General features: G+C 60.4%; 20 protein-coding genes and 1 pseudogene. 14 read left to right on the top strand and 7 right to left on the bottom strand.

All coding sequences use genetic code 11. The features are described 5' to 3' along the window. Positions 1–122: 122 nt before the first annotated feature. On the top strand, positions 123–5,483 hold the full coding sequence (locus KBY08_RS08620; protein ID WP_225651106.1) for an AvrE-family type 3 secretion system effector: 5,361 nt from the start codon (positions 123–125) through the stop codon (positions 5,481–5,483). 60 nt (positions 5,484–5,543) lie between these two features. Here KBY08_RS08620 and KBY08_RS08615 read toward each other — a convergent pair whose 3' ends face one another. The 3 genes from KBY08_RS08615 to KBY08_RS08605 all read right to left on the bottom strand — a co-directional run bounded on the left by KBY08_RS08615 (position 5,544) and on the right by KBY08_RS08605 (position 8,692). Further along, positions 5,544–5,933: a type III secretion system chaperone gene (locus KBY08_RS08615; protein WP_004406567.1), complete on the bottom strand. Its 390-nt coding sequence runs from the start codon at positions 5,931–5,933 to the stop codon at positions 5,544–5,546. Positions 5,934–6,038: 105 nt separating this feature from the next. Then, the gene (locus tag KBY08_RS08610; RefSeq protein ID WP_060400812.1) at positions 6,039–8,201 is read right to left on the bottom strand and encodes a hypothetical protein; all 2,163 of its coding nucleotides are present in this window, start codon (positions 8,199–8,201) and stop codon (positions 6,039–6,041) included. Then, positions 8,198–8,692, bottom strand: coding sequence for a CesT family type III secretion system chaperone (locus KBY08_RS08605; RefSeq protein WP_057457972.1), 495 nt, complete (start codon positions 8,690–8,692; stop codon positions 8,198–8,200). Before KBY08_RS08605 ends, KBY08_RS08610 begins: the two co-directional genes overlap by 4 nt. 304 nt (positions 8,693–8,996) lie before the next feature. Between KBY08_RS08605 and KBY08_RS08600 the strand changes: the two genes are divergently transcribed. Continuing rightward, entirely contained in the window at positions 8,997–10,322 is a 1,326-nt protein-coding gene (locus tag KBY08_RS08600; RefSeq protein WP_011266872.1) for a pectate lyase, read from the top strand. Positions 10,323–10,405: 83 nt separating this feature from the next. Here the strand turns inward: KBY08_RS08600 and KBY08_RS08595 are convergent, their stop codons facing one another. Further along, positions 10,406–11,857, bottom strand: coding sequence for a type III effector (locus KBY08_RS08595; protein ID WP_225651105.1), 1,452 nt, complete (start codon positions 11,855–11,857; stop codon positions 10,406–10,408). A gap of 342 nt (positions 11,858–12,199) precedes the next feature. On the opposite strand from KBY08_RS08595, the gene KBY08_RS08590 reads away from it, so the two are divergent. The 5 genes from KBY08_RS08590 (at position 12,200) to KBY08_RS08570 (ending at position 16,546) form a co-directional block, all read left to right on the top strand. Then, positions 12,200–13,144: a bestrophin family protein gene (locus tag KBY08_RS08590; protein WP_024651696.1), complete on the top strand. Its 945-nt coding sequence runs from the start codon at positions 12,200–12,202 to the stop codon at positions 13,142–13,144. Between the two features lie 395 nt (positions 13,145–13,539). Then, positions 13,540–13,827, top strand: coding sequence for a YceK/YidQ family lipoprotein (locus KBY08_RS08585; protein WP_003314115.1), 288 nt, complete (start codon positions 13,540–13,542; stop codon positions 13,825–13,827). A gap of 58 nt (positions 13,828–13,885) precedes the next feature. Then, entirely contained in the window at positions 13,886–14,371 is a 486-nt protein-coding gene (locus KBY08_RS08580) for an AAA family ATPase (RefSeq protein WP_225651104.1), read from the top strand. 204 nt (positions 14,372–14,575) lie between these two features. Beyond that, positions 14,576–16,321, top strand: coding sequence for an OPT family oligopeptide transporter (locus tag KBY08_RS08575; RefSeq protein WP_103379045.1), 1,746 nt, complete (start codon positions 14,576–14,578; stop codon positions 16,319–16,321). Between the two features lie 63 nt (positions 16,322–16,384). Further along, positions 16,385–16,546 (top strand): DUF2986 domain-containing protein, encoded by a 162-nt coding sequence (locus KBY08_RS08570; protein ID WP_011266868.1) that lies wholly within the window; start codon positions 16,385–16,387, stop codon positions 16,544–16,546. A 587-nt stretch (positions 16,547–17,133) separates the two neighbouring features. On the opposite strand, the gene KBY08_RS08565 is transcribed toward KBY08_RS08570, so the two are convergent. Together KBY08_RS08565 and KBY08_RS08560 are read right to left on the bottom strand one after the other, a co-directional pair. Next, complete coding sequence (locus tag KBY08_RS08565) at positions 17,134–17,760, bottom strand: glutathione S-transferase family protein (RefSeq protein ID WP_004406575.1); 627 nt, start codon at positions 17,758–17,760, stop codon at positions 17,134–17,136. A 97-nt stretch (positions 17,761–17,857) separates the two neighbouring features. Beyond that, positions 17,858–17,965: pseudogene (locus tag KBY08_RS08560) on the bottom strand (ester cyclase); the annotation flags it as partial. A 205-nt stretch (positions 17,966–18,170) separates the two neighbouring features. On the opposite strand from KBY08_RS08560, the gene KBY08_RS08555 reads away from it, so the two are divergent. Continuing rightward, positions 18,171–19,592: a sugar porter family MFS transporter gene (locus KBY08_RS08555; protein WP_004418871.1), complete on the top strand. Its 1,422-nt coding sequence runs from the start codon at positions 18,171–18,173 to the stop codon at positions 19,590–19,592. Between the two features lie 48 nt (positions 19,593–19,640). Here the strand turns inward: KBY08_RS08555 and KBY08_RS08550 are convergent, their stop codons facing one another. After that, the gene (locus KBY08_RS08550) at positions 19,641–20,261 is read right to left on the bottom strand and encodes a LysE family translocator (RefSeq protein ID WP_004406576.1); all 621 of its coding nucleotides are present in this window, start codon (positions 20,259–20,261) and stop codon (positions 19,641–19,643) included. 172 nt (positions 20,262–20,433) lie between these two features. Here KBY08_RS08550 and KBY08_RS08545 point away from each other — a divergent pair, with 172 nt between their 5' ends. The 6 genes from KBY08_RS08545 (at position 20,434) to KBY08_RS08520 (ending at position 26,541) form a co-directional block, all read left to right on the top strand. Then, positions 20,434–20,913: an Lrp/AsnC family transcriptional regulator gene (locus KBY08_RS08545; protein ID WP_011266867.1), complete on the top strand. Its 480-nt coding sequence runs from the start codon at positions 20,434–20,436 to the stop codon at positions 20,911–20,913. 61 nt (positions 20,914–20,974) lie between these two features. Continuing rightward, positions 20,975–21,355, top strand: a complete 381-nt coding sequence (locus KBY08_RS08540) for a glyoxalase superfamily protein (RefSeq protein WP_032656341.1) — start codon at positions 20,975–20,977, stop codon at positions 21,353–21,355. A 223-nt stretch (positions 21,356–21,578) separates the two neighbouring features. Beyond that, a complete protein-coding gene (atzF, locus tag KBY08_RS08535) occupies positions 21,579–23,384 on the top strand; it encodes an allophanate hydrolase (RefSeq protein WP_024651232.1) in 1,806 nt (601 codons plus the stop codon). Positions 23,385–23,399: 15 nt separating this feature from the next. Continuing rightward, on the top strand, positions 23,400–24,509 hold the full coding sequence (locus tag KBY08_RS08530; protein ID WP_096104641.1) for a BMP family ABC transporter substrate-binding protein: 1,110 nt from the start codon (positions 23,400–23,402) through the stop codon (positions 24,507–24,509). Positions 24,510–24,518: 9 nt separating this feature from the next. Continuing rightward, a complete protein-coding gene (locus KBY08_RS08525; protein ID WP_096104642.1) occupies positions 24,519–25,628 on the top strand; it encodes an ABC transporter permease in 1,110 nt (369 codons plus the stop codon). Further along, positions 25,621–26,541: an ABC transporter permease gene (locus KBY08_RS08520; protein WP_024639183.1), complete on the top strand. Its 921-nt coding sequence runs from the start codon at positions 25,621–25,623 to the stop codon at positions 26,539–26,541. The genes KBY08_RS08525 and KBY08_RS08520 overlap by 8 nt, the downstream gene beginning before the upstream one ends. Positions 26,542–26,558: the final 17 nt, after the last annotated feature.

Raw genomic sequence — 26,558 nt, 5'->3', positions numbered from 1 at the left:
GTTTCAGCCAGCTGTTTTTCTGTGGAACCGGTGCCTTTCCCATGCCACACAGGAGCTGAAGGACTTTTCAAAGGGTTACAAAATCGCCGTCGTCGGGCGGCAAATGGAAAGGGAGATGCACCGTGCAGGCACCAACGGTCAACCGTAATACCGGAAACGTCATTGCGCCAGAAGCGACAGCAAGAGCCGACAACCCTTCAAATATCCGGCAACAAACCGAACAGCCGACCCAGCGCTCCTCACATTCGCTGGGCAGTATGGGCAAACGGCTGCTGAAAAGCGTCGGTAAGGTGTTCCAGAAATCCAGTGCACCCCGGCAGTCGGCAGCCAGACCGCCCAGTACGCAACCCCCCTCAAGCTCACCGCCGCGCTCCAGTCGCGAGGCGGGCAGAAACACCAGTCGTGACACTCGTCTGCCAGATAACCCGCCGCCGCGCAACGATCCTCCCCCCAAGTCAATTCTGCGCACCCGTGCGAACACCTCGGGAACGACGAAGCATGAAATAGAACAAGGATCGACGCGGGCAGACACTGCCCCCCGCAACAATCGCCGTGTCACGTTCAATCTTCCGCAGGATCAGCTCACACGCAGCGCCTCAGAGCAGCTAGCCGCAGAGCCCATGACTGACGAAGAGGCGGTCGCCAGCGCTATGCGCGAACGCCGTAACCCCGGCAGCCGCCTGCAAGGCTCCGATGGCACACGCCAGTCAATGCAGCCTGTAGAACCGAACACGGCAAGCAGTTCCGGTACCAAAGCCGACGATCCTGATGGGCCGCTCGCACGCCGCAATACCGGGCTGGAAAGTAGCACCGGCGGGCGCTCCGAGCTCAGGAGCGAGCAACTGATACGCGATACGCGACCACAGGCCACTATCAGGCTGAGTGCCGATGGCAAGCCGGATTTCTCTTCGTTCAAGACGCCCGGCATGGCCGCTTTGCTGAACGACATACTCGCCAAGCCCGGACAAACCTATCTGGCGCAGCAGAGTGAGCAAGGCGTGCAGGACCATCAACTGTTGCAAGCCAACGGGCATCTGCTGCATCTGGCGCAAGGTGACAGCTCGCTGGCGGTCATCCGCAGCAGCGAGCCAACACTGCCGGTGGCAGGCGGGAAACCTCCGCCGGTGAACATGCAGCGTGAAGAAAATCACATTCATCTCGACACCCTTGACGGGCGGCGCAGCCAGGAGTTGCCAGGCAAGGCCCATATCGCCCACCTCACCGACGTCCATCAGACCACCAACGGCGACCGCCTGCGCGTGCACGAAGACCGGCTGTACCAGTTCGAACCGCTCGCCGCACGCTGGAAGCCGGTGGATGAAATCGAGGACATCGCCTTCAACCGCCTGATAACCGGAGGCAACGGCTCGGTCTACGCCAAAAGTGACGATATTGTCGTCGATCTCTCCAGCCCGTTCATGCCGCATGCCGATTTCAACGACCTGAAGTCATTTTCGGTCGCACCTGACGATACCGCGGCACTGCTCAGCGGCTCGGATGTGCAGACCGTCCTGCTCACCGACATGAGCCCGGTGATTGGTGGGCTGACCCCGAAAAAAACCAAAACCCTGGAACTCGACGGTGGTCAGGCACAGGCCGCCGAAGTCGCCCTGAGCAACGACAGGCTATTTATTGCCGACACGCAGGGCAGGCTTTACAGCACTGATCGCAGCGCCTTCGAAAGCAACGAGCCAACGTTGCGCCTGATGCCAGAACGGGCCGGCTACAGGCTGGACGATCAACCAATGGGCGGCCACAACAGCGTCAGCGGATTCATCAGCGGCGATGACGGTCGCGTGCACGCACTGATCAGGAATCGTCAGGGCGAGGTGCACTCCCATGCGCTCGACGAGCAGGGTGCGAAGCTGGAAAGTGGCTGGAATCTGACCAATGCGCTGGTTCTGGACAACACACGCGGCCTGACGGTTATGCCAGCGCCCGTCGGTGCCGATCGCCTGCACCTCGACCGTGCCGGACTGGTCGGTCTGAGCGCCGGTCGCATCCAGCGTTGGGACGCGACGCCGCAGTGCTGGAAAGACGCAGGCATCAAGGATGTTGATCGCTTGCAGCGCGGAGCCGACAGCAACGCCTACGTGTTGAAAGGTGGCAAGCTGCTCAGGCTCGACGTGGCCCCTAAACACCCCAATGTCGCCTTCGACCACAATACGGCACTGGCCCAGATAGCGCGCTCGACCAAGGTGGCGATGGGCAAGGAAATCGCAGGGCTGGAGAATCGGGTCGTGACCGCCTTCGCCATGGTCAGCGACAAGCGCTTTGTCGCGCTCGATGATCAGAACAGACTGACGGCCCATAGCAAGGACCACAAACCCATTGATCTGGATACCTCCGCAATTGACGGAGACATCAAGGATCTGGCCCTGGACGAAAAGCATAATCTTTACGCGTTGAGCAGCACCGGCAAGCTGTATTGCATGCCCAGAGAGGCATGGCAGGCAACCCGATTCGGAGGCCAGTTGGCCGCCAAATGGACGCCGCTGGCAGCGCCCGACGGGCAACCGGTCAAAGCGCTGTACAGCAATGATGACAATCGCTTGAGCGTTCAGGTCGAGGACGCCGCCGGTCAAGGCCTGATGCAACTCAAAGAGGGTCAGTGGCAAGCGTTCGAGCAGCGTCCCGTGGAAAAAAACGGCTTGAACGACGTTTACAACCGCATCACGCGCGCGCACAAGACCTGGCGGATTCCAGGCACCGGGTTGACAGCAAAGCTGGACATCAATGCATTCGGGCGCAGCGGCATGGAGAAAAGCAATCGCCCCTCCGCCAGCGAGGCCATTCGCGCCAACGTTTACAAGCACACGCTGGAACCGCCTCGCTGGATGAAGAACGTCGGCAACAATATCCAGCATCGCTATCATGGTCGCGAGGGCCTGAAGGAGCTCTACAAGAAAGAGCTGATCGCGTTCAAACAACTTGAACTGATTCATGAAGCCGGCGGCACACCGCCGACCCCGGGCAACGATCTGAAAGCGCGAATTGCGCGCCTGCAGCTTGGCCCTGAAGGCGCTGAGCTGGCGAAAGAACTCGAAGTATTCCGCGACGAACTGGAAAAGCACGCCAGGACGGCGTTGGAGAACATTGGCAAGGATTACGGCAAGCTCAAAAACCTCAGGCAGAACGACGGTGTGCTCAACCAGCACAGCGCATTGGCAAAGTCATCGAAACGCACTCAGCTCGGCAAGAAGCTGGCTGAGCTGGGGTCGATGCTCAACTTCAAAAGCTCCGGCCATGATTTCGTCAATGAGCTGGATAACGCCCTGACCCGGGTCGCCCCGTCCGCAGAAAACCCGACGGCCACAACGCTGAGGCTGCTGAAAGACAACGGTGTAAAGCTTTCTCACACCAAAACCGATATCGGTATGGGCCAACGCCGCGATGCCAATGAAGATCACGGGCTGAGCAAGGCCCGCCTGGCGCTCGATCTGGTCACCCTGAACGACCTCGGTGCGCTGATCGGCAAGGTTGAGCTGCTGGCACGCAGCAGCGACCTGCCCAGGCTGCAAGCGGAATTGACCTCGTTACGCGATGTGACCTATGGCGAGAATCCGGTCAAGCAGGTCACCGACATGGGCTTTACCGATAACGCAGCACTGGAAGGCGCGTATGACGCGGTCAAGGCGTTCTCGAACGCACTCAAGAAATCCGACCACGCGGTCAGCGTCAATATGCGCGCGGCAACCGGCAGCCAGGATCAGTCCGAACTGGCCGACACGCTCAAGGCCATGCTCAAAAACCTGGAGCATGGCGACGATGAAATCGGCGTGCAACGCAGTTACGGCCTGAACCTGACCAGCCCGTTCGCCGTCCTTGCCGACAAGTCGACAGGCCCGTGGCCGACCGCCGGCGCTACCGGCAATCGCAACTACCTCTTCAGTGCCGAACGTTGCGAAGGCGGCGTGACCCTGTACCTGATGAGAGAAGCGGCCGGCAATATCAGCGGCGGCGTGGGCGGCGGCAAGGACTACTGGCCTGGCTTTTTCGACGAAAACCACCCTGCCCGCAGCGTCGATATCGGTAACAACCGCAAGATGACGCCGAACTTCCGTCTTGGCGCAGACGTGACCGCAACCGCTGCCGCCAGCCAGCGTGCCGGGGTGATCTTCAATGTGGCGGACGACGAAATCGACGGGTTCGTCGACGACCTGTTCGAAGGCAAGCTCAACCCCTTGCAGCTGTTGAACAAGGTCAAGGACCACGAAACCTATGAAGCGCGCCGCTTCAATTTCGATATCACCACAGGCTTCAGCGCTGATATGCGCGTCGGCTTCGGCCTGTCGGAGGCCGACAGCGCGCCGCTTTCGGCGGTTGCGCGTCTGGGCGTGGCGGCGAATGTCACGGTCAACCTGCTGAGCTACACCGATTACTCCCTGACCCAGAAGAACGACAAGACAGAGCTGCGCGAAGGCGGCAAGAACCGGCCGCGCTTTTTCAACAGTCTGATCTTCGGCGGGCAGGCACGCGGGCAGATCAGTGGCACGCATAGCAACTCCACAGCGACCCCGGCCTCCGCTGCCGGGCCGACACCGGCGACTCAATCGGCGGCCAATAACCTGGGGGTCGCAGCGAACGTGACCATTGATGACAAAACCGTCAAACGGGTCAAGTTCCGCTTTAACGTAGCGACCCCGATGACCACCGAGAGCCTGGACAAACTGTCGAAAAGTCTCGGTGCAGCCTTCAAGGACAAAGCCACGACAGCCCGCCTTGCAGAGCTGCAGAATCCGCTGAACGCTCTTTACGTCGACATGAACCCTGAGCAGGCCATTCAGGCACGACTTGACGGGCTCAAAGCGCTGTTTGCCGAGAGACCGTCGCAGAACGACACGCAATACAAGGCGCTTCGGGACCTGAAACGGGCAGGCGTGCAACACGAAGCGTCGATCAACAATCACAGTGTGCTGGACAATGCCCGCTTCGAAACCAGCAAGACCAGCCTGTCCGGCCTGAGCAAGGAAAGTATCCTCACCAGAATCATGGGTTCGATACGCGAAGCCAGTGCGCCCGGCAACGCGGCCAGGGTCGCCGAGTACATGCGTCAGGACCCGACGCTCAGCGCCATGGTCAAGCAACTTGAAAACAGCCAGGGCACCCTCGCCCGGGTACGCCTTGAACCGAAAGACTCGCTGATCGACGACATAGACGAAGGCAGCCGCAGGGGGACGCTGACGCAGACCGAACTCTCCGGCCTTCTGGAAAATCGCAACAACATGAGGATCAAAAGGCTGGTGGTGTTCCATGCCCCACCGCAGACCGAGAACTTCACGTCACCCACGCCACTGATCAGCTACAACAGCGGCGCCTCGTTGAGCGTGAACAAGACCCTCGGGCGGATCAATTTCATCTATGGCGAAGACCAGGACAAACCCATCGGCTACACGTTCGACGGGGAACTGTCGCGGCCCTCGGCGTCGCTGAAAGAGGCGGCAGGCGAGTTGAAACTGTCGGGCTTCGAAGTCAAAAGCTGATAGTTGAAACAACGTAAAAACGCCGCATGGAGCGGCGCTTTTGCGTGCAACCCCGCCTGTTCAGGCGTGCAGAAATGCGCGGGCTTCGCGAGCCTGAGCAATAAAGCCACGCGTCACGTCGCAAAAGGCTGGCTCATCGAGCGACACCAGCTCACGTTGCGCACACAGGCGCACATCGCCCTGATCGACGGCAAACCAGCAACCGTGCAAGCGGGCGACGTCGAAGTTCAGGCTCAACAACTGCTGCAAATCGGCAGAGCGTTCCGGACAGCGCCCGACACGGCAATGAAAGATGACCATCTCACTGTGCTCGGGCAACTCGATGATGGCGGCTTCGTTGTCCTGGCCATCATACAGCGCGCATACCCCGTTCTGCCAGGTAAGCGAAGTGCCAAGCTGGGCACCCAGCGCAGTGATGAAACGGGAGAACTCGTGTTGCGAGGTATTCATCGTCATAGTCCTTTAGGAAAAGCCTGAGCTGACCAGGCAGTGAGTGGCTGCCTGGCGCTGCAGGTTCCACAAAAAGGGGCCGCCAGGGACACAGCCCCCGTGTGTTTATGAGCCTCGACGGCCCTCCTCCATCGAACTCAGTTCGACATCGACGGGGTCAGCGTTGTCCGCAGGCAAGGGTGTCTCTGGCGCGTTGCGTGAATTGCGCAAGGCCGAAACACCTTTCGATACGCCCTCTTCCACCCCGCGGAGTGTATCCACCACCAATTGGGTCGGTAATTGCAACGCCCCTCTGCCCATGTGATAGGCGCTTTCAACGGCTCTGGGGATACCAAGCGCAGTCCCCGGCTGGAACGTGTGTGGCAGTGAAGCTCTGTCTGGATGGCGCATAGTGTTCCAGGCGCTTTCAGTACGCGGCAGCATCGGCATTGCGCCGCCCATGCCCGCCTCTTTCAGGGCCTTGGCCTCGGCCGTGACCGACTGGTTGGCATACAGGGTCGACAGGTAAGACACCGAACCGGTTGCCGCCAGCGCCATGTTGCGCAGGATATTCCTCGCGCTGAGCGTGCCGGATGCACCTTGGGGCTGGACGGCAACCGGTGGTAGCGCACCGTTCAGCGCTGCACTTTGCACACCTGAAACAGCCTTGCTGTAGAACGCGGTGCGTACCGCCGGTTCGCGAAGGTCCAGGCCTTTGGCCAGGTCCTTGCCCAGGTCGGCATTGGCGCGGTCCGGGGTGAAGACCGGGATCTTGCGCCCGCGCGGATCGACATAGGTCGAGTTCAGCTGTGCAATGGTCTGGGTGGTGGCTGATATGGCCCCGGCGATCCCGGAGGTCACCGCTCTGGCCGACAGGGTCTGGCCATTGAGCAGATTGAAATCATTGAGCATCTGGCGTACCGCCTGCCCGCCACCAAAGGCGCCGTAGGGGATCATCTCACCCAGTGGATGGGTAGACGAAACCTGAACCTTTTTCTGATTCAAGACCGCTCGCTCGCTTTCGACGAAGGCTTTGTCCTCAGCGGCTTCCTCAGGCGTTTTTCTGACCAGTGCGCCGTTGTCGTTCTTCAACTCGAAAGGGTCGGGAATCACCGAGTCGGTATCAATCCCCTTGAGCGGCACCATATTCAGCCGCTCGTTGAGGCCGGCTTTCTGAAACCCGGCCTGCACCATCGGCTTCAACAGGTTGGTAACGCCCTCGTGAGCCACCCCGGCAGTCAGTCCTACGGCCAGGGCCCTCTTCATGCTGGCGTCGGCGCTTTTTTCGGGAACGGCATCTTTCATCGCGTCACCGGTGGCCGTGCGGATATACCCCAGGTGGAGCATGGACACCATAAACTGCGGCACCGCTGCCGCGACGATCGGACCGATCCCTTTCCAGCCGCCGACCGAGTTGCGATCGACGTTCAGCTTGTCGATCAGAGCATCCATTTGCGTGTGAGCGGCAACGGCACTCAACCGCTTGGCTTCAGGCGATTTGCAGAAGTCGGCGTGCAGGTCGCTCAGCATCGCCCTGGCCGTTTCCAGCGCCTGCCTGTCCATCAGCAAAACCGGTCTGCTGTCCTCAGTGGCGCCCTCCAACTGGCTGTCCAGCGCGGCGATGCGTTCGTCCAGCACCGCGAGACTGTGGTTCAGCCCCGCTTCGATGGATTTACTCGCCCGACCGGCGTATTCGCCAAGCGCCGCCTGACTGACCGCCAGTGTGTTGCGGTCGCGCAGCCCTCCGGGGCCGAATGCCTCAGCCGTCGCGTCATGCATGAGCTGGAAGTGCTCCAGCTGGTCTGCGAGCGACCGGGCAAAGCCCTTGATCAGTTGTTCGGTCTCGGCCTTGCCTGGCAGATGCCCTGGCTCAGCGAATCGTCCGAGCATTTGCTGTAAATCGGAGCCGTGAAACTGTTGCAACGCATAACGCTCAGGCGACAAACGGGCGGCCATGACCTCGAAGGGCAGTTTTTCAGACTGCAACAGACTGCCGATCAGCAGGGCCGCGTTAGCGCTGATAGTCGGCGTGGAAGTGCCTTGTACGGTGGGCTGTTCGGCACGAAACTTCTCCAATGTCGGCAGATGTCGCGGCGCGACTGGCAGGCGAGCGGCACCGGCCGCCGAGCTTTCCGGCGCTTGAGCGGCCGACTGGCTGGCGGTCAGCGGCGGGTTGCTGCTCGGGCTTACCGCGAGAGGATGAGCCTGGGCGACAGCGGCAGACGGCTGCGGCTGGTTCGCCTGAACGATTTCGGTACTGCCTGATCCGCCGACTCGTGTGCCAATCATTGGAACCTCCCGGAACTCGCAGGATTGTCACGCGTGGTTGCCTGAGAAGCAGGCATATTGACCGGGGCGCCCGCAGCACCCACCGGCCCCATGAAACCGTGCTCGCGCCACTCTCTGGCCAGGTCGGCAAAGGACTTCATCAGCAACAGCACGCCCTCGGCTGTCGCTCGTTCAAGGCCTATCGATCCCATCAGCAGCACTCGGCCGGTCTGGGCATTCCAGGAGAAAGCCGGGCTGTGGGCCCCCGAAAACATATGAAAGTTGATGTCCATCAACGCCAGCAAGGCGCTGTCACGATTGCGCGCGGGCAGCGCGCCCATATCCCCGTAGATGAGAATCGCACGCCCCTCGTCGCGGTCCTGATAGTGAAGGGTGAAGTCGACGTCGCTGATTTTGAAATTGGCTGACTCGTAAAAACGTTCAGGTTCGGAGATCAGGCTGAGCGCGCAAATCTCATTGATAAGCGTGTGATATTCATCATTTTTGTTCATTTCACGGCCTCTGAGTGCGATGTGAGTCCACACCATTTTTTTGCTGGCGTGTGCGCACTGAGTCGGAGGGCAAGGGGTTTTGGTTCCTTGGGGCGAGGTGATCTCTCCAGAGCGATGCATCGGGATCATCGCCCGTCAACGCACACAAACGGGAACCCATCCCCCCGTGCTGCCACTCACTTCGGGCAACGCCAAGGCAGAGTCCTCATCGACCTATAGAACCCGACAAGGACGCGGCGATCAACGCCGGTAAATCCGGAAGACGACGCTGGTTCATATGTCCATCCCATCGAGGTAAAGCACCATGAGCATCGGTATCAACTCATCCACCTCCTACCAACCCGCTTCAACCCAGCTGGACTTCTCGGCGCTGAGCGGCAAGAGTCCGCAGACCAATACGTTCAGCGATGAGAGCACTGCACAGGGCGTCGACCCGAGTGCCCTGCTGTTCGACACTGCCAGACAGAAAGACGTCAGCTTCGGACAGCCCGACAATACGGTTCAAAACCCCACCGACAGCAGCGCTGCAACTGACCCTCAATCCAACGTCGTCAAGCTGCTCAGTGCACTCGTCACATCGCTGCTGCAAATGCTCATGAACCTCAATAAAAAACAGGACACGGGTCAGGACTCCAACGAGTGGCAAGACCCGTTTCAAAACGAGGGAGGACTCGGTACGCCATCGGCCGAAGGCAGTGACGGTGGTACTCAGGAGGCTTCAGGCGGTGACGAGGGCGGCGGTACAACGGCGGCGACGGGTGGTGACGGTGGTGGCGGTACATCCCCGACCACTGAAGGTGACGGCGGCGGTACATCTCCAACCGCTGAAGGTGACGGCGGCGGTAGTTATGTGTCGACTGGCGCAGACGGCAGCGGCGCGCCTTCGACCGAGGACGGAACCGGCGGAGGCGGTGGCAGTGATGGCGTGACGCCTCAAGTCACCCCGCAACTGGCCAATCCCGGCCGCAACTCGGGCAACGGCACGGTTTCGGATACAACGGGCTCTCTTGAGCAATCCGGCGAAGTCAATGTCGTGAAAGACACCATCAAAGTCGGTGCTGGCCAGGTGTTTGACGGCCACGGTGCAACCTTTACCGCCGACAAGTCGATGGGCACCGGCGACCAGGACGAACATCAGAAGCCCCTGTTCGAACTGGCCGAAGGCGCTGTGCTGAAAAACGTGAACCTGGGCGAGAACGAAGCCGACGGCATCCACGTGAATGCCAAAAACTCGGAGCAAGTCACCATTGATAACGTGCATGCCCAGAACGTCGGTGAAGACATGATCACCGTCAAGGGTGAAGGCGGCGCAAAGGTCACCAATCTGAACATCACTAACAGCAGCGCCAACGGTGCCGATGACAAGGTCATTCAGCTCAATGCCGATACCCACCTGAAAGTCGACGGTTTCAAGGCCACCGATTTCGGTACGCTGGTCCGCACCAATGGTGGCAAGCAGTTTGATGACATGAGTGTCGAGCTCAATGGCGTGGACGCGACCCATGGCAAGTTCGCACTCGTCAAAAGCGACAGTGACGATCTGAAACTGGCCACTGGCGACATCGCCATGACCGACGTCAAGCACGCCTATGACAAGACCAAGGCGTCTACCCAGCACACCGAGCTGTGATACGACGCATACATGAGAAACAAGCAAAGGGGCGCACTCCGTGGAAGGCGCCCCTTTGCTTTACCGGCTATGGGTCGAAACGCTTATGAGCGCCCTGGCTGGAACGGCACCGCGCTCGGTGAACCCGCTGCAATGCCACCCTCTTCGATGTCCGGCTCACGAGCATTGCGACGACGTAATGTGTCAAGCAAGGATGCCCCCGTCGCAGCAATCGCCTCACCACTCGCGTCAATGCCCGCCTTGGCCAGCTTGACAGTCTGGTCAGCTACATAGCTGGTCGAACTCGACGCCGCCGATTTAACCGTGTCCTGCAAGAACGACTCGGCTTTCTTCACCGCGGGGTCGGTTGCGACCGCTGCAGTGGTCCAGGCCGCAAAAACGCCTGCCGAACCGGCCATATTGGTCAGTTGGCTGACCGCCGCCTTGGTGGCCGGGTCAGTGATATTTTTGGTCGCCATCTCCTGCAATTTGCCCACGCCGGCAAAGCCGCCTGCCAGGGCCAGCCCGTTTTGCGCCAGACCGGTGGCCGACACCAGGCTTCTCACCGCTTTCAGGCCGTCGGTGGCGACGTCGAGCGGCAGGCCAGCCACCCGCTTGCCGGCGTTCAGTGCAGCGCCGGAGTAGCTGGCTGACTTGATCGCATTGTAGGCCACGAGCCAGTCGGTTTCTTCACTCAAGTCTGCCTTGGGTTCCTGGTCCTTGATGCCGAGCACGAATGCACCGCCGCGCAAGTGATCACGCGCCTGCACACTGTGCATACGATTGCCGAACCCCGCGTTGGCCGCCAGGCCACCTGCCGCCGACACGCTGATGTCGACCGCACCCTGCACGGCGGGTCTGGATGCCAATGCTGGCGCCAGCACGGTACGCACCGCATTACGCGCGCTGTAAGTCTGGACGGCAATACCCAGATCCACCGCCTGACGCATGACACCCGGCGAGTGACGCTTCACGGAAGCCGCCATCGCATCATGCAGTTTCTCAGGCGGGGTACTCAGGTAGTGCAGGTTGCCCGTGGCGCGATTCATGACCGTGGTGCCGACCTGATCCATGATCCCGGACAGCGCTCCGGACACAAATGGCGTCAGGGGTTTGAGCGGCGTCGGCAGCCAGTCGCCCTTGTTGATGGCAGGCTGCATGTATTGCAGCACCGACGCAGCGGCAAACGGCGTGGCGCGCAGCGCGGTCGAAGCGGTGGTTGCCATCCTGTCGAACTTCTCCGCCTTGGCGAAGGTGTCGGCAATGGTGGCAGGCGTTTCGCCCTCGTCCAGCAAGCGTCTGGCGCGAGCATCGATGATGTTGTCGAGTTGCTCGTTGTGCGCATGAACGGCATCCTGATCGACGGCCGACTCACTCAACGGCAGTTTGTGCGCAGCGAATACATGATCTTTCAGGTAATCGGTAATGGCTTGCAGATTAGCGTGTTCGGCAGGGCTGAGCTCGCGTACGGAACTGGAGGCCAATGATTGCGATGCGGAATAAAAGCGCTCCAGCTCGATGCTGGGCTGCGAGCTGCCGGTTCGGTTGATGTGCATTGAAACTCCCTCTCTATTGCTTAAGTTGCGTAGCAACGCGCCGAGACGAGTCTGGCCGGACGACTTGCTTGCGAACAGGCAAGGCAATGAGGCGTCGGTCCGAGAGTGATAGCAATTGCAAACGTCCGGGGGCCCGTCAGCGAAGAGGACCGACAAGGCTGTGTGGTCGCAACAGTGCCGGGGGTTCCAGCTGTTGGTAGGGGTCGCCATGGTCAAGACAGGCGTGACTGTTTCGCCACCATGGAGAATTAAGCGAGCTTTAAGCCTCGGTCAGTAAGTTTGCGGCGTGGTGTGTTGATTGACCGCGCCAAACCCCTTCCAACCCAGCAAAGGAGTGCCGCAATGTCTGGTCCTTTTGAAAAAAAATGGCGGTGCATCAGCAGAACGGTCACCTACGTTGGCTGGTCATTGTTCTGGCTTCTGCTCTGGGACGTGGCCGTGACCATGGACTTCATGTTGATCCAGGGTGCGGGGATAGATCTCCCGCTGATGCCGCTTACGCTGTTGTGCTCGGCGCTTATCGTACTGATCAGCTTTCGCAATTCCAGCGCCTACAACCGCTGGTGGGAAGCGCGCACGCTATGGGGCGCGATGGTCAACAGCTCGCGCAGCTATGGCCGCCAGGTACTGACCTTGATTGAAGGCAGCGCCAATGAACGTGGCAACCCGGTGAAAGAAGTATTGTTCAATCGTCACGTGGCTTACCTGCGGGCACTGCGCGCTCATCTGAAAGGCGATGTCAGCACAGCAAAACTCGAAGGGCTGTTATCGCATTCCGAGATTCAACGCGCGCGTGAGAGCAATAACTTTCCCAATGACATTCTCAACGGCTCGGCAGCCATGATCTCCGAAGAGTTTGCCGGAGGGCGAATCGACAGCATCCGCCTGGCGCGACTGGAGTCGACCATGGTCGAACTGTCCAACTGCCAGGGCGGCATGGAGCGCATCGCCAATACGCCGCTGCCCTACCCGTACGTCTATTTTCCCAGACTGTTCAGTACCCTGTTCTGCATCATCATGCCGCTGAGCATGGTGACCACCCTGGGCTGGTTCACCCCGGCAATCTCGACGGTCGTCGGCTGCATGCTGCTGGCAATGGACCGCATCGGTACTGACCTGCAAGCCCCGTTCGGCGCCAGCCAGCACCGGATTCGCATGGAAGACCTGTGCAACACCATCGAAAAGAATCTGCGCTCGATGTTTGATGCACCGGCCAGGCAAAGTCTGGTAATTGACTCGCAAGACCAGCAGGGCAGCGCCTGGCAACCGCATCGACTGGTCGTTTGATGCCAGGCACGCTCGTCGCTATTTATAAGCGCTGAATATAACTTGCGTGCTGCAGCCGCTGACGTTTAAGACAGTGGCAAGGCGACGTTGCAACCAGCCATCGCAGTTATGCCTGAACGTACCGGGCTCAGAGGTTTTGCTGTCGGTTCCCGACAGATCGCGAGCAAGCTCGCTCCCACTGAGACAGCGTTGTTCAGGCAGATCGCGCAACGCATTGCCTGAGCTGTGGGCAGGATGATCGGAGTACCCCATGCATCTGCTGTCGCTCACTGCTCGCTTGTTCGGATGCTCTAGAGTCGCCTTTTTTGATCCAGACTCGACGTCGCCTGGTTCCCTGTCAGGGCAGTTGGGTAGAATGAAGCACACTTTGCGTCGACGCCAAAACAAGGGAATGTATGTTCAAGCAATGCCTGTTACTCGCTACGGCCATCTCACTGAGCGGCTGCTGGAGCCTGATGTATCACCTCGATGGTGAGCGTTGCGTCTATCCCGGTACACGGCACGGCTGGGCATGGGGTACTAAAGATGTGACATCGACCTGGCCCTGGTTGATAGACGTGCCGTTCTCTCTGGCGCTGGACACGCTGTTTCTGCCCTACGACCTCACCGCTTTCCTGCCGGAAAACCTTGGCGGTGATGATCGCGAGTGCCATTTCAATGATGGGCTGAATGTGCTTGGTTGACAGGCTCCCGCTGGGTATGGGCTCACCTCTGCTTACGACTGGAAAAGGACACGACTTGATGCTCGCCCCCAGACTTCACCTCCTGTGCGGCAAGATCGCATCCGGTAAATCGACACTGGCAAAATCAATCGCGACCGAGCATTCAGCGATCCTGTTGAGTGAAGATCAATGGCTCTCCCGGCTCTACCCTGACGAGATCAAATCAGTGGCGGACTACGTGCGCCTGGCCCATCGGATTCGCGACATCATCGGCCCTCTGGTCATCGACATGCTGAAGTCCGGCATGTGCGTGGTTCTGGATTTCCCTGCCAATACGCTCGCCGACCGCCAGTGGCTTCGCAGCCTGGCTGAAGACGCGCAGGTTAAGCATCGACTGCACTATCTCGACGTGGAAGATGATATTTGCCTTGCCAGACTGCATGCTCGCAACCAAAGAGCCGAGCATGACTTTGCGGCCACAGATGCGGAGTTCAGGCTGATCACACGCTACTTCCAGATTCCACACACTGACGAAGGGCTGGATATTCTGGTTCACCGCCTGTAATTCATCAGAAGGCGCGTGGTGATGTCCTTCAAACAGTCTGATATCTGATGTTCCTGCAACAGGCACCCTGCGTAACCGGTCGGCGAAAACCGGAACAAATGGATGCCTTAACGCCACTACACAACGAAGCCTGCCATATGAACCTTCGGCCGATATGGCGCTCACTTTATAGGTTGCCTTGTCTCATTGCCGAAAGGAATTCGCATGCTTTCGACCTCGCCATCGAACCCTCTTGCCAGCCCTGTCGAGCGTGAGCTCAGTCTACGCGCGGTACTTACCGGGGTTGTGCTCGGTATCCTGTTGACGCCTTCCAATGTGTACGCCGGGTTGAAGATCGGCTGGTCGTTCAACATGTCGATCATTGCGCTGTTGATCGGTTATGCGATCTGGCAAGGGCTGTCGAAGCGTTCTTCCGGGCAACTGCCGTGGACGCTGCATGAGAGCAACATCAATCAGACTGTCGCCTCGGCCGCTGCGTCGATCATTTCCGGCGGGCTGGTCGCACCGATTCCGGCTTATACCCTGCTGACGGGTCAGCAACTGGATGCCATCCCAATGATCGCCTGGGTCTTTTCGGTAAGCTTTCTGGGGATCTGGATTGCCTGGTATTTGCGCCCGTCACTGCTCAATGACGCATCGCTGAAATTCCCCGAAGGCATGGCCACTCTGGAAACCCTCCTGCACATCTACAATCACGGCCGTGAAGCTGCGACGCGCCTGAAGGTGCTGCTCAGTACCGCGTTGCTGTCAGCGCTGGCCAAGTGGGTCGACACGTTCATATGGGCGTTCCCGCGCTGGTCGCCGAGCGCTCAGTTGGAGCGCCTGACTTTTACCGCTGACCCTTCGCTGCTGCTGGTGGGGTTTGGGGCGATTATCGGTATTCGCGTCGGCCTGACTCTGCTGATCGGTGCCTTGCTGGCCTGGGGTGGCCTGGCGCCGTGGCTGCTGGAACAGGGGCTGGTGACGTTACCGGCCGACAGCAGCGGCCCGCAGTTCGCCGCGCTGGTGGAATGGTTGCTGTGGCCGGGCGTGAGCCTGATGGTTTGTTCGACGCTGGCCTCATTGGCCATCCGTCTGTGGACACTGCACGCCTCCACCAAGGCCAGCGGCGGGACGCCCTGGTCAATGCCCAAGCCCGGGCCGGCCGCCGGGTTTGCGCTGGCGATCTTGTTGGTGGTCAGCCTGCAGGCACTGTTGTTCGGTATCAATCTGTGGATGGCCTTGCTGACCATTCCTCTGGCGATCTGCCTGGCGGCCGTTGCGGCGCGCGTGGTCGGTGCCACGGGTATTCCGCCCATCGGCGCAATCGGGCAGTTATCGCAATTGAGCTTCGGCATCGTCGCGCCCGGTCAGGTGCCGATCAACCTGATGAGCGCCAACACAGCCGGCGGTTCAGCCGGGCAATGCACCGATTTGATGAACGATTTCAAGGTAGGCCGGGCGATCGGCGCCACGCCGCGCAAGCAATTGATTGCCCAGACACTGGGGATTTTCGTCGGCAGTATCGTCGGGGTTCTGGCTTATATGGCGCTGATCCCGGACCCGCAATCGATGCTGCTCACCGAGGAGTGGCCAGCCCCGGCGGTGGCGACCTGGAAAGCCGTGGCGCAGACCCTGACGCACGGTCTGGATTCGCTGTCGGCGAGCATCCGCTGGGCGATTTTCATCGGCGGTCTGGCCGGCTTGCTGCTGGGTATCCTCGACAGCACACTGCCCGCGCATCGCGCCCGGTACCTGCCCAGCGCCGCAGCACTGGGCCTGGCCTTCGTGCTTCCCGCCTCGGTGTCGTTGATGATGGCGCTCGGTGCAGTGCTCACCTGGCTGGTGAACTGTCGCTGGCCGTCACTGACCGAACGCTTTGCCATCACCGCAGCGGCTGGCCTGATTGCCGGCGAGAGCATTACCGGCGTCGGTGCATCGCTGTGGCAGATGGTTCAGAACGGCGGGTAGTCGTGTGTCTGGCGCGACAGGCAAACTGCTATGCTTCGCGCCTGTGCAAACGGGTTGAAGAACATGAATCGTCGCAAGAAAATCCAGCAGTTGCTCAAGGCCCATGCCAAAAAGGCCAGCGCCAAACTGGCCCCGCAAAGCAAAGACAAATACATCAGCAAGGCCGACCGCTTGAAGCTGGCGGCCGAAGCGGATCAGGACTCGACCCGCCCGTCTGAAGGCTGATCCTCCATGTCAGCGCCATCGTGAGGCGCTCTGCGTCCTCTTGGCGACGCAGAGCGTCGAGAACTGCATCCCCACGCGGAGCGTGAGGAACGATCATCGCAACTATCGTGCGGCGCTCTGCGTCGTATGCCGTTCCGGACGCTCTGCGTCCTCTTGCGACGCAGAGCGTCGAGAACTGCATTCCCACGCTGGAGCGTGAGGAATGATCAGCCCGAATATCGTGCGACGCTCTGCGTCGTATGCCGTTCCGGACGCTCTGCGTCCTCTTGACGACGCAGAGCGTCGAGACCTGCACTCCCACGCGGAGCGTGCGGAACGATCATCGCAACTATCGTACGACGCTCTGCGTCGTATGCCGTTCCGGAGGCTCTGCGTCCTCTTGCGACGCAGAGCGTCGAGAACTGCATTCCCACGCGGAGCGTGAGGAACGATCATCGCAACTATCGTGCGACGCTCTGCGTCGTATGCCGTTCCGGACGCTCCGCGTCCTCTTGCGACGCAAAGCGTCGAGAACTGCATTCCCACGCTGGAGCGTGAGGAACGATCAGCCCGAATATCGTGCGGCGCAAGCGCTTCAGGCACGGCGGTTACTTGGCAAAGGAATATTCGCCGCCCTGCTCCAAAGCCTTGCGGTACGCAGGTCTGCCCTGCAGTCTTTCAACCCATGCGGTCACATTCGGGTAGGACTGCAGCATTCCCTGGGCCTTGGCGAACTCGCCAATGAAGCTCATCTGAATGTCCGCGCCGCTCAGCTCGTCGCCAAGCAGATATGGCGTCAGCCCCAAAGCCTCATTCAGATAGCCCAGATAGTTGGCCAGCTCCGACTGGATACGCGGATGCAGCGGCGCGCCCGCGTCACCCAGGCGTCCGACGTACAGGTTGAGCATCAGCGGCAGAATCGCCGAACCTTCAGCAAAATGCAGCCATTGCACGTATTCGTCGTAAGTAGCGCTGGCAGGGTCCGGCTGCAGGCGACCGTCGCCATGGCGGCGAATCAGGTAGTCGACAATGGCACCGGACTCAATGACGACGTGCGGACCATCTTCGATGACAGGTGATTTGCCCAGCGGATGCACCGCCTTGAGCTCGGGTGGCGCAAGGTTGGTTTTCGGGTCGCGCTGATAACGTTTGATTTCGTAGGGCAGGTCGAGCTCTTCGAGCAGCCACAAAATACGCTGCGAACGTGAGTTGTTCAGGTGATGGACAGTGATCATGTCGGGCTCCGCCGGGTGAGAGTGTCTAAAAAAGACTGCGCTACCACCCCGGAGTGCCCTGAAATGATTTTACGTTCGATGAACGTACCCGACTCGCTCAGGCGCCTCTGTCACTCGAAGCACCCGCTGGTTCGCCACGAAGCTCGCGTTCCACTGCCGCTTTATCAATGACCGACCAGACCCCGACGATCTTGCCATCACCAAAGACTGAGTCTCAATGACGGAAAAAGAGACAAATCCAGTCATCAGGACAAGAAAAAGTTAATCGTTTCAGCAGCCCCATGCTCAAGGCTTTCGCCAAAAATGCAATCCTGAGTGGGGTTGTAGGGAACTAGCGCGACCGACATCGCCCTAAGCGTGACATCCATGTACTGGCGCAACGCTGGTTTCAAGCCAAGGACTTCAGATTCATGTCTTCTAGTAGCACCTCAGCAGCGGCGGGTCAGCAAGGCCGGCAACGCGCTGCATCGAATCGACTCATCTTTATCTCCGTGCTTGTGGCGACCATGGGCGCGCTGGCGTTCGGGTATGACACTGGCATCATCGCCGGCGCCCTGCCGTTCATGACCCTGCCCGCCGACCAGGGCGGCCTGGGTCTGGATGCGTACAGCGAAGGGATGGTTACCGCGTCACTGATTGTCGGCGCCGCGTTCGGCTCGCTTGCCAGCGGCTATATCTCCGACCGCTTCGGACGCCGCCTCACATTACGCCTGCTGTCAGTGCTGTTCATCGCCGGCGCACTGGGCACCGCCATTGCACCGTCCATTCCGTTCATGATCGCCGCGCGCTTCGTGCTGGGTATCGCGGTGGGCGGCGGCTCTGCAACAGTGCCGGTGTTCATCGCCGAGATCGCAGGCCCGTCACGGCGTGCGCGGCTGGTCAGCCGAAACGAACTGATGATCGTCAGCGGCCAGTTGCTCGCCTATGTGCTGAGTGCGGTCATGGCCGCCTTGCTGCATACACCGGGGATCTGGCGTTACATGCTGGCAGTCGCCATGGTGCCAGGGGTGTTGCTGCTGGTAGGCACGTTCTTCGTACCCGCGTCGCCACGCTGGCTGGCCTCCAAAGGCCGTTTCGACGAAGCGCAGGACGTGCTGGAGCAACTGCGCCCCAGCAAACAGGACGCACAGCGCGAAGTCGACGAGATGAAGGCGCAGGACGAAGAAGCTCGTCATCGTCCCAAAGCAAGAGAATTGCTGCGTCAGCGCTGGGTCATCAAGTTGCTGCTGATCGGTGTAGGTCTGGGCTTTACCGCGCAGTTCACCGGGGTGAACGCGTTCATGTACTACACGCCGATCATTCTAAAGAACACCGGGATGGGCACCAACGCTGCGTTGACCGCGACGATCGGCAACGGCGTGGTGTCAGTCATCGCGACCTTGCTGGGCATCTGGGCCATCGGCCGCTATGGGCGTCGGCATTTGCTGATGACCGGTCTGGTCATCGTCATTCTGATGCAGGCAGCGCTCGGTTGCGTGTTGCAGTTCATGCCGCAGAACATGACCCAGAGCTATACCGCCCTGGCCTGCATTCTGGTGTTTCTGCTGTTCATGCAGATGTGCATCTCGCCGGTCTACTGGCTGCTGATGTCAGAACTTTTCCCGATGCAGGTGCGCGGTTTGCTGACTGGCACGGCCGTATCGATGCAGTGGTTGTTCAACGCATCGGTAGCGTTCACTTTCCCGATCGCAGTCGATACCATCGGCAACCCGACGTTCTTCATCTTCGCCGCCATCAACATTGGCTCGTTGATTTTCGTGTTCCTGTGCCTGCCGGAAACCAAGGGCAAGTCGTTGGAGCAGATCGAAAAGCATCTGAAGAAGGAGCTGTAACGGCGACCGGATGAGGCCTTCAACGGCCTCATCTACCCTCCAGGCAGATCAGCGCACCAGCATTGAAGCTGCCGCCGCTACCATGATTGCTGCCGCACCGCGAAACAGTTTTCTTTGCGCACGCTCACTCGACAGCAAATGTCGAATGCGCAAGGCGGCAAATATGAACACGGCCCCGACCGCCAGCAGTACCAGCACCGTCAGCGGCACCAGAACCAGCCCCCATGTCTGCAAAGAGACCGTTTCAAGATTGATGACCAACGGCAAAAGCGCCAGATAAAAGGCAATGGTCTTGGGGTTGCCCAAGGTAATGGTCAGTCCGGACGCGGCCGCGGACAGCAACTCTTTTTTCTTCGCTGATTTTCCGATTTCTATGGCTTGATGATCTGCGAACCAGAACTGCCAGGCCAGGTAGCACAGATAAATCGCGGCCCCCCATCGCACTACCTGAAACAACGCATTGAAGTGTTCGGCGATCATGGCAAGGCCAAATACTGCAAATGAAAGATAGGTCAGGTCACCGAGGATCAGCCCGGACAGCAGGCAAAAGCCTGACACCGCACCGCCGCTGACACTCCGTGCGACCAGCGCTGCCATACCGGGGCCAGGAATGGCGGCGGCAATACCCAACGCTGCCGAATACGTAAGAACCTGAGTCAGATCAAGCATGTTGCACTCCTTGAGACTTGACGCTGATTAATGAGCTTGCTTGAGATCCAGAAGGCAAACCCCTGTGTCGAAAAATATTACGTGTTTCCACGCGGAAAGAATCATCTGTTCTTACTAGCTGGATGGCTAAAACCGGTATAGATTTCCTGCAACATGAGGAGTAACGGTATTTATGACCCAACCGACATTAAGCCCGATAGATGTAAGGATCCTCACGGCGCTGCAGCAGGATGGCCGTATCACCAACCAGACCCTGGCCGACCAGATCGGCATGTCTGCCTCGCCCTGTTGGCGACGGGTCAGGCAGCTGGAAGAACATCGCTATATCCAGGGTTACAGAGCCGTACTGGACCGCCGCAAGATCGGGCTTGGCGTCATGGTGTTCATTCGTATCAGCATCGACAGTCATAGTGAGGCCGAGGCCAGAAAATTCGAGAAGGAAGTCATGCAGCTGGAAGATGTAGTGGCGTGCTACAGCATCGGTGGCGATGCGGACTTCCTGCTTCAGGTCGTAGCGCCCGATCTGGATTCCTTTGCTGACTTCGCCATGACCGTGGTCAGACGATTACCCGGCATCAAGGAAATGCAGAGCATGTTCGTCCTCAAGGAAATAAAACCGTTCGTCTCGTTCCCGGTAAAGCAGCCCGCATAGCATAAATGCGTGCATCGGCATCAATGACTGCACGCCCATCATTTCAAATAAAGGAATAGCCATGCCCACGACCGAGCCAGCCACCGTGACCTTCACCAGCGCCATCCCGATCCTGCGGATGTTCGATGAACGCAAAGCGCGTGAGTTCTATATCGACTTTCTCGGTTTCAGCATCGAATTCGAACACCGCTTCGAAGCGGATCTGCCGTTGTATCTGGGCGTCAGCCGTAACGGGCTGAACCTGCACCTCTCCGAGCATCACGGTGACGCCTGTCCAGGTGCGGCGGTGTTCATTCCGACGCAGAACATCGAGCAATTGCGCGATGAGCTGATCGGCAAGCAGTACGGCTATGCCCGCCCGGACATTGTTCAGCAAGGCTGGGGGAAGGTACTGGAAGTCTGCGACCCGTTCGGTAACCGGCTCAGGTTCTGCGAGAGCTGAGAAACCTGCATTGATGTCAGCCGTGCGGCGATACTATTCGCCCTGCGGCTGACACGACCCATCTTTGTGCACACAGACGCATTCAAGCGCACACATGACGCATGATTGCAGCGCAACTCCCCGCCAATAGCCAGTAATCCCGCCGTAAATCGCCCTCCGGCCGACGTTGGCCCATAACGTGCAACCGCGTCAGTTCATCTTGTATACATGAATGAACACCACCATGACCGCACTCGATATTCCTGAACTTCAGTCGGCGCTCCGCTCCGGCGAAACCACGCTGACGACGCTGGTGCATACCCTGACTGCGCATATTGATGCGGATGACCGGGCAGAGGTCTGGATTCATCGCGTTCCCTTGGCACAGCTTGTCGAGCGGGCAAAGGCGCTGGAGGGCATCGCCGAAGAAATGGGCGATGCGCTGTATGACCGGTTGCCGCTGTTCGGCGTGCCCTTTGCGGTCAAGGACAATTTCGACGTGGCGCAGATGCCGACCACGGCTGCCTGCCCGACGTTCGCCTACGTACCCGAGGACAATGCTCACGTTGTGCAACTGCTGCTCGACAGCGGCGCAATCCTGATGGGCAAGACCAATCTCGATCAATTCGCCACAGGCCTGGTGGGCGTCCGCTCGCCTTACGGCGCGGTACGCAATGCGCATGATCCGGCCTACGTCAGTGGCGGTTCGAGTTCCGGTTCGGCAGTGGCGGTGGCGCGTGGCTACGTCAGTTTTGCACTGGGCACGGACACCGCAGGTTCAGGCCGCGTGCCAGCCGGCTTCAACGGCATCGTCGGGCTCAAGCCCAGCCTTGGCCTGTTCAGCAGCCGCGGGGTCGTGCCTGCCTGCCGCACGCTGGACTGCCCATCCATCTTTGCCAACGATGTGATGCAAGCCTGGCAGGTGGCGCAGGTCATTGCAGCTTACGACCCGCTGGATGCGTCCAGTGTGGCCGTGCAGGCATTGCCGGTGCAGCGCAGGGTTCGGCGTGTCGCCGTCGCACGGCACTGCGAGTTCTTCGGTGACGAGCAGGCACAGGCGGCTTACCTCAAAACTCTGGAAGCCCTGCAAAACGACCCGCTGGTGACGGTCAGCGCTATCGAGTTCGACGTGTTCGCCGAGGCAGCTGCCCTGCTGTATCAAGGCCCGTGGGTGGCGGAACGCCGCGCTGCCATCGGCGAATTCTTCGCCAGCAACGCGGCCGACATTCATCCCGTGGTGCGCGGCATTGTGCAGAGCGCTGATTCATTCGACGCCGTGGACACGTTCAACGCGCGCTATCGCCTGGCAGAGCTGACCCGCGCTGCGCAGCAACTGCTGACCGACATCGATGTGCTGGTGGTGCCAACCGCGCCGTGCATGCCGACCATCGAAGCGGTGCTCGGCAACCCGGTCGCGCTCAACTCACAGCTCGGCTATTACACCAACTTCGTCAACCTGATGAACATGTGCGCCATCGCCATCCCGACAGATCGTCGCGCGGACGGGCTGCCTGCGGGTATCACGCTGATTGGCCCGGCCGGTGCCGATCAACGCCTGGCAGAGATCGCCGCCGCCTGGCAGCCGCTGTTCGGCCAGGCTGACCAGCGTGACGCCGTGGCAATGGCTCCCCTGCCCTATAACAGCCCGACCGTACAGGTTGCGGTCGTCGGCGCGCATCTGGTCGGCCAACCGCTCAACTGGCAACTGCTTGAAGGTGGCGCTCGCTTGCTGCGCAGCACAACCACCAGCGCGGATTACCGCCTGTATGCGCTGGCAGAAACGTCGCCGCCGAAGCCGGGACTGGTGCGCGTCGCTGAACAGGGCGCGAGCATCGAGATAGAAGTCTGGGAAATGCCGCTGAACCAGTTCGGCGCTTTCGTCGCAGCCATTCCCGCGCCACTGGGCATCGGCTCGCTGCAATTGGCCGACGGCCAGTGGGTCAAGGGTTTCATCTGTGAGCCTGGCGGCCTTGAAGGCGCGCTGGACATCACTGACTACAAAGGCTGGCGCGCCTACCGCGCCGCGCACACATCTTCCATCGCTCAATGACCCGAGGTAGCACACATGTCGAATGTTGATCGTCGCAGTTTCATCAAGTTGGCGGGCATTATCGGCCTGAGCGCAGCGCTGCCTTTCGGTCGCGCCTATTCAGCCGATGCGCCGCTGGTAGTGGGTTTTATCTACGTCGGCGCTCGCGACGACTTTGGTTACAACCAGGCCCACGCCCAGGCAGCGGCCATCATCAAGACACTGCCCAACGTCAAAGTGATCGAGGAAGAGAACGTTCCGGAAACCGTGGCCGTACAGAAGACCATGGAAGCCATGATCCGTCAGGACGGCGCCACGTTGATTTTCCCGACCTCGTTCGGCTATTTCGAACCGCATGTGGTCAAGGTCGCCAAAAAGTACCCCGACGTCCGTTTCGCGCACTGCGGCGGTCTCTGGCAGAAAGGTCGCGACCCGATGAACGCGGGGAGCTTTTTCGGTTACATCGACGAGGCGCAATACCTCAACGGCGTGATCGCCGGGCACATGAGCAAGAGCAAAAAGCTCGGTTTTGTCGCCGCCAAACCAGTGCCTCAGGTGCTGCGCAACCTCAACGCCTTCGCCATGGGTGCCCGCTCGGTCGACCCGAGCATCGTCACCACGGTGATCTTCACCGGTGACTGGTCGCTGCCGGTCAAGGAAGCAGAAGCTGCCAACGGCCTGATCGATCAGGGTTGTGACGTACTGACCTGCCATGTCGACGGGCCCAAGGTGATCGTCGAGACGGCTGAAAAACGCGGCGTGATGACCTGTGGCTACCACGCCAGCCAGGCTGCGCTGGCGCCCAAGGGCTACCTGACCGGGGCCGAGTGGAACTGGGAGACGCCTTATCGTGCTCACGTCGCGGCAGCCCAGAGCGGCGCGCCGATGATCAACTTCCTGCGCGGCGGGCTCAAGGAAGGCTTCGTCAAAACGTCCGCTTACGGGACTGCGGTAACAGCCGACGCCAAACAGAAAGCGGATGCCATCAAGGCGCAGATGATGGCCGGTCAGTTCGTGATTTTCAAAGGCCCACTCAAGGACAACAAGGGCAACGTGGTGATTGCCGATGGCATTGCCCAAGGCCAGACCGACATTGCTCTGGAGAGCATGAATTACCTGGTCGAAGGCGTGCTTGGCCAGCTCTGAGGAACATTCATGAGTTCATCGATAAGTCTGCGCCGCCTGGCCAGCGCGTTGTTGCCGGGGCTGCCTACGGTGCTGGCGGTGTTTTCCTCGTGCGTGCTGTTCGGGCTGTTTCTGGCGGTTCAGGGCAAGCCTGCCTGGCAGGCGCTGCAGCTGGTCGGCGAAGGCGCGTTCGGCTCGTGGTTCGCCCTGGAAAACACCTTGCAACGCGCCGCGCCGCTGATGCTCACCGCGCTGTGCGTCGCCCTGCCCGCACGGGCCGGGCTGATCATCATCGGCGGGGAAGGCGCACTGGTACTGGGCGGCCTGGCTGCCGCCGTGACACCCTTGTGGCTCAGCCATCTGCCAGCCGCTTTGATGCTTGCCTGCATGGCGGTCGCGGCAATGACCGTGGGCGCCCTGTGGATTGGTCTGAGTGGCTGGATGCGCCAGCGTCGCGGGGTCAATGAAACGATCAGCAGCCTGCTGCTTTCGTACATCGCCCTGGCACTGTTCCGGCAGTTGGTGGAAGGCCCCCTGCGCGATCCGGCAAGCCTGAACAAGCCTTCGACGCCGCCGCTGGACGATGCCTATATGATCGGCACGATCAGCGACAGTTTCGAGGTGCACTGGGGACTGGTGGCGGGCGTCGTCGCCTGTCTGCTGGCGTATGTGCTGGTGCGCCACAGCGTCAAGGGTTTTGCCCTCGCCGTGGTCGGCGGCAACGTGCGGGCTGCGCTGATGATCGGCTTGCCCGTGGACCGGCTGATCATGCTCAGTTGCCTGCTGGGCGGTGCGGCGGCGGGCCTGGCCGGCATGTTCGAGGTCACCGCGGTGCAAGGCAGCGCCAACGCCGCACTGATCGCAGGCTACGGCACCAGCGGCATCCTTGTCGCCTTCGCCGCTCGCCATCATCCGCTGGCCATTATCGTCTGCGCCATCCTGCTTGGCGGGCTGGAGGCCAGTGGCGGACTGCTTCAACGACGGCTCGGTCTGCCGGACGCCACCACGCTGATTCTTGAAGGTCTGCTGTTCACCAATCTGCTGCTCTGGGAAGCCCTGGGTGGACGTATCGCCGCCTGGAAGATCAGGCTGACGGCGGCGCCTGCGCCGCTCGGCAAGGGAGCACTGCAACATGGCTGATATCGACCTGACTACCTTTCTGCTCGCTCTGCTGGCCGGCGCTATCCGCGTCGGCACGCCTTTTCTGTTCGTCAGCCTGGGCGAATGCCTGACCGAGAAGAGCGGCCGGATCAACCTGGGGCTGGAGGGCATTCTGGTCGCGGGCGCCATGTCCGGCTATGCCGTCGCATGCCTCAGCGGCTCGGCGTGGCTGGGCGTCGGCGCGGCTGCAGGCGTCGGCGTTCTGCTGGGCCTGCTGCATGGGCTGGCGTGCTCGTTGCCACGGGTCAACGACATCGCGTTCGGCATCGCACTGATCCTGCTCGGCACCGGCCTGGCGTTCTTTCTCGGCAAAGCCTTTATCCAGCCACAGGCGCCCATGCTGCCTTCACTGGCGCTGGGTGCCTGGAGCAGCGAAGAACGCGTGCGCTCGGCGCTGAACATCAATGTGCTGTTCTTCGTCGGTGCAGCGCTGGCGTTCGTGCTGCACTGGGGGCTGCGCACCACGCGCTGGGGGCTGATGCTGCGTCTGGTCGGCGACCATGCCGAAACCGCTCAGGCGCTGGGCTATCGACCGCTCAAGGTACGCATCGTGGCCACTGCGGTGGGCGGCGGGCTGGCCGGTATCGGCGGTGCCTATCTGTCGCTCTACTACCCCGGCAGCTGGAACGAAGGGCTGTCCAGCGGTCAGGGGCTGATGGCCGTGGCGCTGGTGATCTTTGCCCGCTGGCGCCCGTTGGCGTGTCTGTGGGCGTCGTTGCTGTTCGGCGCTGCCGGTGCCATCGGCCCGGCCCTGCAAGCGGTCGGTATCAGCACCGGCTATTACCTGTTTGCCGCAGCACCTTATGCGCTGACGCTGGTGGTGATGTACGCCACCTGTCGCCGTGGTCGCACTTTGAACGGCGCGCCGGGCGAACTCAGCCTGACGCGATGAACTGATCTTTTTTCGAG

The organism is Pseudomonas sp. P135 (assembly GCF_020312125.1).
GTDB classification, from domain to species: domain Bacteria; phylum Pseudomonadota; class Gammaproteobacteria; order Pseudomonadales; family Pseudomonadaceae; genus Aquipseudomonas; species Aquipseudomonas fragariae.
This window is presented reverse-complemented; position numbering and strand designations above follow the sequence as displayed.

Coding starts and splice junctions, on each gene's coding strand:
- KBY08_RS08550 (WP_004406576.1), bottom strand. CDS start 20,261: ATGCTTGATCTGACTCAGGTTCTTACGTATTCGGCAGCGTTGGGTATT.
- KBY08_RS08600 (WP_011266872.1), top strand. CDS start 8,997: ATGAGCATCGGTATCAACTCATCCACCTCCTACCAACCCGCTTCAACC.
- KBY08_RS08565 (WP_004406575.1), bottom strand. CDS start 17,760: ATGATCACTGTCCATCACCTGAACAACTCACGTTCGCAGCGTATTTTG.
- KBY08_RS08610 (WP_060400812.1), bottom strand. CDS start 8,201: ATGATTGGCACACGAGTCGGCGGATCAGGCAGTACCGAAATCGTTCAG.
- KBY08_RS08585 (WP_003314115.1), top strand. CDS start 13,540: ATGTTCAAGCAATGCCTGTTACTCGCTACGGCCATCTCACTGAGCGGC.
- KBY08_RS08530 (WP_096104641.1), top strand. CDS start 23,400: ATGTCGAATGTTGATCGTCGCAGTTTCATCAAGTTGGCGGGCATTATC.
- KBY08_RS08555 (WP_004418871.1), top strand. CDS start 18,171: ATGTCTTCTAGTAGCACCTCAGCAGCGGCGGGTCAGCAAGGCCGGCAA.
- KBY08_RS08590 (WP_024651696.1), top strand. CDS start 12,200: ATGTCTGGTCCTTTTGAAAAAAAATGGCGGTGCATCAGCAGAACGGTC.
- KBY08_RS08525 (WP_096104642.1), top strand. CDS start 24,519: ATGAGTTCATCGATAAGTCTGCGCCGCCTGGCCAGCGCGTTGTTGCCG.
- atzF (WP_024651232.1), top strand. CDS start 21,579: ATGACCGCACTCGATATTCCTGAACTTCAGTCGGCGCTCCGCTCCGGC.
- KBY08_RS08575 (WP_103379045.1), top strand. CDS start 14,576: ATGCTTTCGACCTCGCCATCGAACCCTCTTGCCAGCCCTGTCGAGCGT.
- KBY08_RS08540 (WP_032656341.1), top strand. CDS start 20,975: ATGCCCACGACCGAGCCAGCCACCGTGACCTTCACCAGCGCCATCCCG.
- KBY08_RS08595 (WP_225651105.1), bottom strand. CDS start 11,857: ATGCACATCAACCGAACCGGCAGCTCGCAGCCCAGCATCGAGCTGGAG.
- KBY08_RS08545 (WP_011266867.1), top strand. CDS start 20,434: ATGACCCAACCGACATTAAGCCCGATAGATGTAAGGATCCTCACGGCG.
- KBY08_RS08615 (WP_004406567.1), bottom strand. CDS start 5,933: ATGAATACCTCGCAACACGAGTTCTCCCGTTTCATCACTGCGCTGGGT.
- KBY08_RS08520 (WP_024639183.1), top strand. CDS start 25,621: ATGGCTGATATCGACCTGACTACCTTTCTGCTCGCTCTGCTGGCCGGC.
- KBY08_RS08570 (WP_011266868.1), top strand. CDS start 16,385: ATGAATCGTCGCAAGAAAATCCAGCAGTTGCTCAAGGCCCATGCCAAA.
- KBY08_RS08580 (WP_225651104.1), top strand. CDS start 13,886: ATGCTCGCCCCCAGACTTCACCTCCTGTGCGGCAAGATCGCATCCGGT.
- KBY08_RS08605 (WP_057457972.1), bottom strand. CDS start 8,692: ATGAACAAAAATGATGAATATCACACGCTTATCAATGAGATTTGCGCG.